The 6,624-nt window shown below is 38.6% G+C and carries 9 protein-coding genes; 8 read left to right on the top strand and 1 reads right to left on the bottom strand.

Annotated elements, in window-relative coordinates:
• Both BLR65_RS30615 and BLR65_RS24885 read left to right on the top strand, forming a co-directional pair.
• Positions 1-197: hypothetical protein (locus tag BLR65_RS30615; protein WP_218130669.1), on the top strand; the 197-nt coding region annotated here is incomplete at its 5' end.
• Between the two features lie 132 nt (positions 198-329).
• Entirely contained in the window at positions 330-515 is a 186-nt protein-coding gene (locus tag BLR65_RS24885) for a hypothetical protein (RefSeq protein ID WP_093796917.1), read from the top strand.
• Between the two features lie 317 nt (positions 516-832).
• Here the strand turns inward: BLR65_RS24885 and hydG are convergent, their stop codons facing one another.
• Complete coding sequence (gene hydG / locus BLR65_RS24880; RefSeq protein ID WP_093796915.1) at positions 833-2,185, bottom strand: [FeFe] hydrogenase H-cluster radical SAM maturase HydG; 1,353 nt, start codon at positions 2,183-2,185, stop codon at positions 833-835.
• A 610-nt stretch (positions 2,186-2,795) separates the two neighbouring features.
• On the opposite strand from hydG, the gene BLR65_RS24875 reads away from it, so the two are divergent.
• From BLR65_RS24875 to BLR65_RS24850, 6 genes are all read left to right on the top strand, one after another.
• The gene (locus BLR65_RS24875; protein ID WP_093796913.1) at positions 2,796-3,434 is read left to right on the top strand and encodes a hypothetical protein; all 639 of its coding nucleotides are present in this window, start codon (positions 2,796-2,798) and stop codon (positions 3,432-3,434) included.
• A gap of 103 nt (positions 3,435-3,537) precedes the next feature.
• The gene (locus BLR65_RS24870) at positions 3,538-3,891 is read left to right on the top strand and encodes a hypothetical protein (RefSeq protein WP_093796911.1); all 354 of its coding nucleotides are present in this window, start codon (positions 3,538-3,540) and stop codon (positions 3,889-3,891) included.
• A 444-nt stretch (positions 3,892-4,335) separates the two neighbouring features.
• Positions 4,336-4,743: a CBS domain-containing protein gene (locus BLR65_RS24865; RefSeq protein WP_093796909.1), complete on the top strand. Its 408-nt coding sequence runs from the start codon at positions 4,336-4,338 to the stop codon at positions 4,741-4,743.
• Positions 4,744-4,960: 217 nt separating this feature from the next.
• Entirely contained in the window at positions 4,961-5,215 is a 255-nt protein-coding gene (locus BLR65_RS24860) for a hypothetical protein (RefSeq protein ID WP_093796907.1), read from the top strand.
• A gap of 455 nt (positions 5,216-5,670) precedes the next feature.
• Positions 5,671-6,294, top strand: a complete 624-nt coding sequence (locus BLR65_RS24855) for a pentapeptide repeat-containing protein (RefSeq protein ID WP_245693032.1) — start codon at positions 5,671-5,673, stop codon at positions 6,292-6,294.
• A 64-nt stretch (positions 6,295-6,358) separates the two neighbouring features.
• Positions 6,359-6,604, top strand: coding sequence for a flavodoxin family protein (locus BLR65_RS24850; RefSeq protein WP_093796903.1), 246 nt, complete (start codon positions 6,359-6,361; stop codon positions 6,602-6,604).
• Positions 6,605-6,624 lie beyond the last annotated feature (20 nt).

Genomic DNA, 6,624 nt, shown 5'->3' with positions numbered 1-6,624 from the left:
ACTACAATGGGTATGGCGGAACAAGCCTGACGAAATCAATGTTGGACAGCTTCATTTACGGAGAATTCGAAAAGCCATCTACGCATTACAAAAAGACATACTTTTTACTATTTTTTTATTCCTTTGTTGAAAAATCTTTAGCCATCGCGACTGAGCGATTTCGTTCTTCGAAACCACGGAAGAACCCCTGTTTTTAAATTGCCATGACAAGCTTGCCGGATCGATAATTTCCGATATAATGCTTTCTTGGATAAAACCAATGCAAGGATAGCAATACTGGGGACACCAGTGCTATATTAAGCGACGAAAGCACGTTTACAGTTCCTGACATGTATCACCAGATTCAGTTAGGAGCGATAAATCAAATCGGCATTAAGATTCCGCGGACAGGCTTTACGCTATCTACAAAAATTGTACATTTAGCGGAAGTAGCCAATTTGCCTGTACAAGTCAGCTTGCAGGCTGAATGTGATTTTGGGGAATGCGGCATGCATTCAGTTTGCATGCTCGCATAAGCAAGTCAGTCTGCCGTGCGAATTATCGTACTATGTAGATAATATGAGTGACAGTCTGATACAAAAGCCTCTAGTAATCAAGAATGGATTTATGCAGGTTCCAAAGGAATAGGAATGGGCGTTGAGCTTGATTGGGAAAAAGTGTACAAATATGCAATAAAAATCGGATAGTTTCGAGTGTCATTGCTTTCCATAACCGGTGGTTTGCCATAATAACACTAAACCTGCCCAATCAGAATGTAGCAATCTGATTGGACAGGTTTTTTATTCCAAGGCAAGTGTTTAGTCTTTGTTTCTATTTTCGACTCTTTGCTAAGTTAAAAATACAAGTCTCTTGTTCCTTTTTCGATTTTTCCCAATTCCTCAACGGTCATTTGCTTTACGTTAGGATCGGGAATCATGTTCAAATGTTCTTGAATAGTTTTTTCACCAATGTTTCGAGTTTCTGGACTGGCGTAGTCCATCAAATATTCTTTAAATGTCAAGATAGCATTTGGCTGACAGGTATTTTGGATTTGGCCGCTCTTGGCCAGCGGCATAAACCTGTCACCGGTTCTTCCTTTACGGTAGCAAGCAGTACAATAGCTTGGAATATACCCGGCTTCGCAAATATGACGAATAATTTCATCAGGTGTTCGATGATCGGCAACTGCAAATTGGGAGGATTCTTCTATCGCTGTATGTCCGCCTTTTTTCAATTTCTCGAGTTGTGCTTTGTACCCGCCTACGCCAACGCATGATCCGGCACTCAATTGGGATATGCCCAAATCAATAATTTCATCCCGAAAATCAGGGCTTTCCCTAGTAGAGATAATCAGGCCGGTATAGGGGACAGCGAGTCGCAATACGGCTACTATCTTTTTAAACTGAGGATCAGTAACCAGATACGGAAAGGTATCTAAATTGACACCCTCTGCGGCTCTTAAACGTGGGAAAGAAATCGTATGGGGGCCAATTCCAAATTTATTTTCTAAATGGTTAACGGCGAGCATCAGGCTTACAACCTCGAAGCGATAGTCATAAAGACCAAATAGTACTCCCATACCTACGTCGTCAATACCGCCCTCCATGGCTCTTTCTACAGCCGTGGTATGCCAATCGTAGTCCCGTTTCGGTCCGGACGGATGCATTTTAGCATAGGTTTCCTGATGAAAAGTTTCCTGGAACAGAATATATGTACCAATCTTGGCCTCTTTCAGCATTCTATATTCTTCTACAGTAGTTGCCGCAATCTGGACATTGATTCTGCGAATAGCACCGTTGTCTTTGGTGGTTTCATAAATGGTTTTCATCGCATCTATGACATATTCGATAGGCGTGCGAACCGGGTCCTCTCCCATATCCAGCATTAATCGTTTATGACCCAATTCTTCCAACGCTTTTACCTCGTCGCGGATTTCCTCCATGGTCAGTGTTTTACGAGTAATTTCATTTCGGCAACCATAACCACAGTAATAGCAATTATTGATACAGTAATTGTTTAAATAGAGCGGTGCAAAGAGTACCAGCCGTTTTCCATAGATTCTCTGCTTTATTTCCAGAGCAGCGGCAAACACTTTTTTAAGCAATTCTTCATCTTCTAATTGAATTAGGGCAGCTACTTCACGGGAGGTTAAGCCTTTTACCGCCCTAGCCTTATCGATGATGGCCTCCAATTGTTCCCTGGGCATTGATGATGGGTGTAAACTATGAATATTTGCTATTAACTGTGATTTTGACTGATGCTACAGATATGATTGTAAATAAGTGGTATAGAAAATAAGCTGATTTTGGTGGGAATTACCTTAATTAGCTTATTTTTTTACTAGAGTAGTAAGAGGACTGTTGCGGCGGCAGCGCTTGTCAACAAATAATTTGAAGGGGCTGTCTTTAATGCGACAGCCCCTGTTTTGTCTTATGTTAAAATTTGTTTACTTTCCATATCCAACAACTGTTCAGTGCTATAATATACGTATAGCACTTCGGAAAGTTGGTGTTGCGCTATGCATGGTCTTAAAGAACTTTGGAAAGAAGTAGAAAGGCTGCAAGAAATTATGAATGATACTATACGAAAAAAAGGAGTAACCTCGCCGGAAGCTACTCGAGTCATTCGAGCGTTCAGAAATAAAATGCAAGAGTATAATGATTTTGTAAAGCGAGAGCCATAAGGCTCTTACCTTTTTTTATAGTAATTATTATCCATATTTTGTAAATTTTTAGACAGAAATGAAATGACTTTTAAAAAAGTTAGTAGTAAAATTAGGTATGTGTTAAATTTATCCTAGAGAGGTTGTTTTTTACATGTACCTATTGAAATATGTTTTAATCATTATTATTATTTCTTCGTATTCTATTGGAAATTACTTACCATTGTCCTGGGGATGGGAAAATAGTCCTTTAGAATGGTCACAGGTCGTGATATTATTCGCAGGGGCATTGTTGACCGCGAAATGGAGTCTGGAGGCCAAGTCTGCCGGCCGGTACCACCATGCTCGTTTCTTTACTTGGGCAATTCCTCTATGGTTGTTAATGGCAGGCAGGGAAATGAATTGGGGTAGAGTTTTTTATCCTGTAGGCATTAATCCCATTACAGGCCCTTTTTTCATACCTGTTTCTCAACTTCCTTATGGCCCGATCGTTTATCCGTTGATTGCAGTTGTTATCTTTTCGTGGCTGTTTGCGGTTATTAAATATAAGTTATTTTTGGTTCCTTATAAACTCTATCAGCAAGGGCGTTTTCCAACTAGTGAATTTTTACTAGTCATTTTCTCGTTTGTAGTTGCACATATTGCAGAAAGACAGTTGCACTTTGAAATCATGGAGGAAATAGTAGAAGATGTTGCGTATATTTCTCTTATCCTTACGGCATATCGGGTAAAAGTCGCCCTGAAGAACTCCATAAATAAAATAATAGATGGAAAATATTTCGGTTCAATATGAGCTAAATTTTTCAATTTCCAGATTCCTCTAAAGAAATTCTAATTATTGGCGGTTATTATTAAAGTATGGATTCGATAGCAAAAGTAAGGAGTGAATTGTATTTATGAAACTTGTAGGTAAGAAAGCAATCATATACTCAATGCTTGGCCTCATGCAAGTTGGGATGTTTTCGTCGGTAGCCGCAGCGGCACCAGGACCATTACATAACGACGGATCACAACGAATAGCGTATCTTGATCGTGATGATCGCCATGACAATGATCGTCGGCGTGACCACGACGAACGTATGCGCAAGGAAAACGAGCGGCACGAAAGAGAAATGAAACGACGTTCGCATGAAAGTGAAAGGGAATGGCGTGAGCGGCAAGAGCGTGAGAATGAACGTCATGACCGAGAATTACGCGAAATTGCAGCTCTTTTAATTGGAATTGCAATCGGTTCTGGTTCGAATAATTGATAAATTAAGCTGCATTTCAAAGTGCAGCTTTTTCCGTTTATAATCCATTTCTAAAGAATTTCTAAAACTAAAGATCTATAATCACCTTTATAGAAAATTATAGAAAGCAAAGTCTTTCTAGTGATATTTTTCTTCACAATATTCCTCTACCCATAAAAGTACCCAGCAACTATATATTGCTGGGCACTTTTATATCCTATCACGATGGGGTGTGCGCTTTGGTTTTATTATAGTAACCTATCATCGACATTTATAGAATTTTGATACAGAAGAATCATATCTTGACTCTCTTTTTACAGTATTGCATGGTAGGATTACGTTGAAGTGAAAAAAGAGTAATGGCGGAATAAATCGCCTGCAGGCGTAGATGACTATGAATTTGGTAAGCGGTAACGGAAAAAATAATACCCTTAGTAACTCGTCAAACTAAATTGAGGTGATTCTATGAATATTGCGTTTTTTCTTATTGCTAAAAAGGAAACTGTTTATTTACCATTTGAAAGTACAATGCGTCAGGCACTTGAGAAAATGGAATATCATCATTATACGGCCGTGCCGCTTGTTGATAGTGAGGGAAAATATGCAGGAACACTCACTGAAGGGGATTTGTTATGGAAATTGAAAAATACTCCGGAGTTAACTTTTTCCGATACGGAGCGAATATTGATCAAAAATATTCCACGGCGCATGGTGAATACTCCGGTACATATTAGTGAGGAAATAGAGAATCTACTTTCCCTGGCGGTTATCCAAAATTTTGTACCGGTGGTAGATGACAATGAAATTTTTATCGGAATCATTCGCCGCCGGGAGATTATTGAATATTTTGTGCGGAAATATAAAGGTATGTAGCGCAAAAGGAGTAACAATAACATAGCATACATGGTGATAATGCGAATAGTTCTAAGAGGGATCACAGGCAATGGCGATTAGGTTAGTGATCTTTTACTGAATTTATAATGAATAGTATTAAGAAATTGAGGGATATTTGCGATGACAATAGTAAGTTTGTTTTCTTAGGCTTGAAATATTTATGCTGAACTGAATTTGCGATTTTGGAGGGGTGAGTATGGAATACGGCAAATTGCCAGTTGGAGCTACGAAACCTATTAAGGAATTTCTGCAGAATCAAGAAGAATATTTTATCTCACAGCACGGTAAAGTTGTCACCCGTAAGGCTACAGCCGATGATATTGCCAGAATTGAAGCCGAAATTGCAGCAAAGAAGAGTAATCTGACGATTGATCTGTGTGGTGAGATAAAGAAAGACAGGAACCAAAAAAAAAGAAAGGTTTCAGCTGACCCGAGGGCGGGAGCGGTATAACGCGAATTCCTATAATGCCCTGATATTGGTGGTAATTGATGCTTCAACATCAATACAAGCAGAGAAAAGATAGAGCCGAAACCCTAAAAAGTCGACCTTTTTCTTGAAAGGTCGACTTTTATTGCGGTGAACTATTTCCATTTTGCAGCCAATTCTAAAGAAATTCTAAAAATGCACATGTATAATTTCTCATATAGAAAATTCATAGAAGGCAATAGTCTTCTATTGAACATAAATTTTTCTTCTTCTCTACTAAGAAAAGTACCCAGCAATATGATATGCTGGGTACTTTTGTTTTTCGAAAAATAGAGACAGGCAATCCGCCTTGGAAGGAAATTAATTACAGTTCAACGAAAAGATAAGATATAGGGAAGACTCTATCCGTCCGATACGGCAACGGTTAGATTTTGAAGAGGTGAGTCCAAATTAAGAAACTGCAAACGCATGTAAGAATTTTGTCACCCAATATTCCGCAAGAATTAAGCGAAGTTATATTTCCGGATAAAATCTGTAACGAAGACTATTTTGAAGGGGCAATAATCAGTAATTGTATAATTGAGAATCAACTGGCTGAATATGTGATTTTTGATAAAGTTATCTTTAAAAATGTAACTTGCAAAAATGTTGCTTTTAGCAGCTTAGAATTGACGAATGTTATTTTTGATAATTGCGATTTGTCAAATGTAGACTTTAATGAAGCCATAATGCATCAAGTTGAAATGAAGAATTGTAAAATTATCGGGGCAAATTTATCGGGGGCAACATTACGCAATGTATTATTTGATAATTGCTATGGCGATTATGCCACTTTTCGCAATATAAATGGCAAACAAGTAATGTTTCATAACAGTTCATTAGGCAATGCTGACTTCTATAGATCGACACTACTCCATGTGAATTTTGTTAATTCATGTTTAGATCAAATTCAATTATCCGGCACTAAACTGGCAGGGATTGATTTAAGTACCTGTGAATTTAGACAGATTGGAGTCAACCAAGAAGACGTGCAAGGGTGTATCGTTTCTCCGCAACAGGCAATTGGCTTTGCAAAACTATTTGGTTTGATTGTGAAAGAATAACTCAAAATGAATAAGTAACGTGATTACTTCTTATCAGAACTATTGAGTGGGGAAGCTTGTAGAGATGACAATGATATTGGCGTTACTGGGAAGCCCGCGGACGAAAGGCAATAACATGCGGGCTATTGATGAAGTTTTGCGGGGAGCCACAGCCTGCGGGGACTGTGAAGTACAAAAAATAGAGTTGAATCAGCTGAGCATAAAACCCTGCCAGCATTGCGATGGATGTTTGCATACCGGAAGCTGTGTAATTCGCGATGATATGGAGCTTATTTATAAAAGTATACTTACGATGCTTAATTCTGTTTGACTAAAATAAGCACCCTAGCT

The sequence above is a fragment of the Sporomusa acidovorans genome (assembly GCF_900101845.1).
Taxonomy (GTDB): domain Bacteria; phylum Bacillota; class Negativicutes; order Sporomusales; family Sporomusaceae; genus Sporomusa; species Sporomusa acidovorans.
This window is presented reverse-complemented; position numbering and strand designations above follow the sequence as displayed.

Bases quoted from the DNA above. Each gene is read 5' to 3' on its own strand.
- BLR65_RS24885 (WP_093796917.1), top strand. From the start codon at position 330: ATGTATCACCAGATTCAGTTAGGAGCGATAAATCAAATCGGCATTAAG.
- hydG (WP_093796915.1), bottom strand. From the start codon at position 2,185: ATGCCCAGGGAACAATTGGAGGCCATCATCGATAAGGCTAGGGCGGTA.
- BLR65_RS24875 (WP_093796913.1), top strand. From the start codon at position 2,796: ATGTACCTATTGAAATATGTTTTAATCATTATTATTATTTCTTCGTAT.
- BLR65_RS24870 (WP_093796911.1), top strand. From the start codon at position 3,538: ATGAAACTTGTAGGTAAGAAAGCAATCATATACTCAATGCTTGGCCTC.
- BLR65_RS24865 (WP_093796909.1), top strand. From the start codon at position 4,336: ATGAATATTGCGTTTTTTCTTATTGCTAAAAAGGAAACTGTTTATTTA.
- BLR65_RS24860 (WP_093796907.1), top strand. From the start codon at position 4,961: ATGGAATACGGCAAATTGCCAGTTGGAGCTACGAAACCTATTAAGGAA.
- BLR65_RS24850 (WP_093796903.1), top strand. From the start codon at position 6,359: ATGACAATGATATTGGCGTTACTGGGAAGCCCGCGGACGAAAGGCAAT.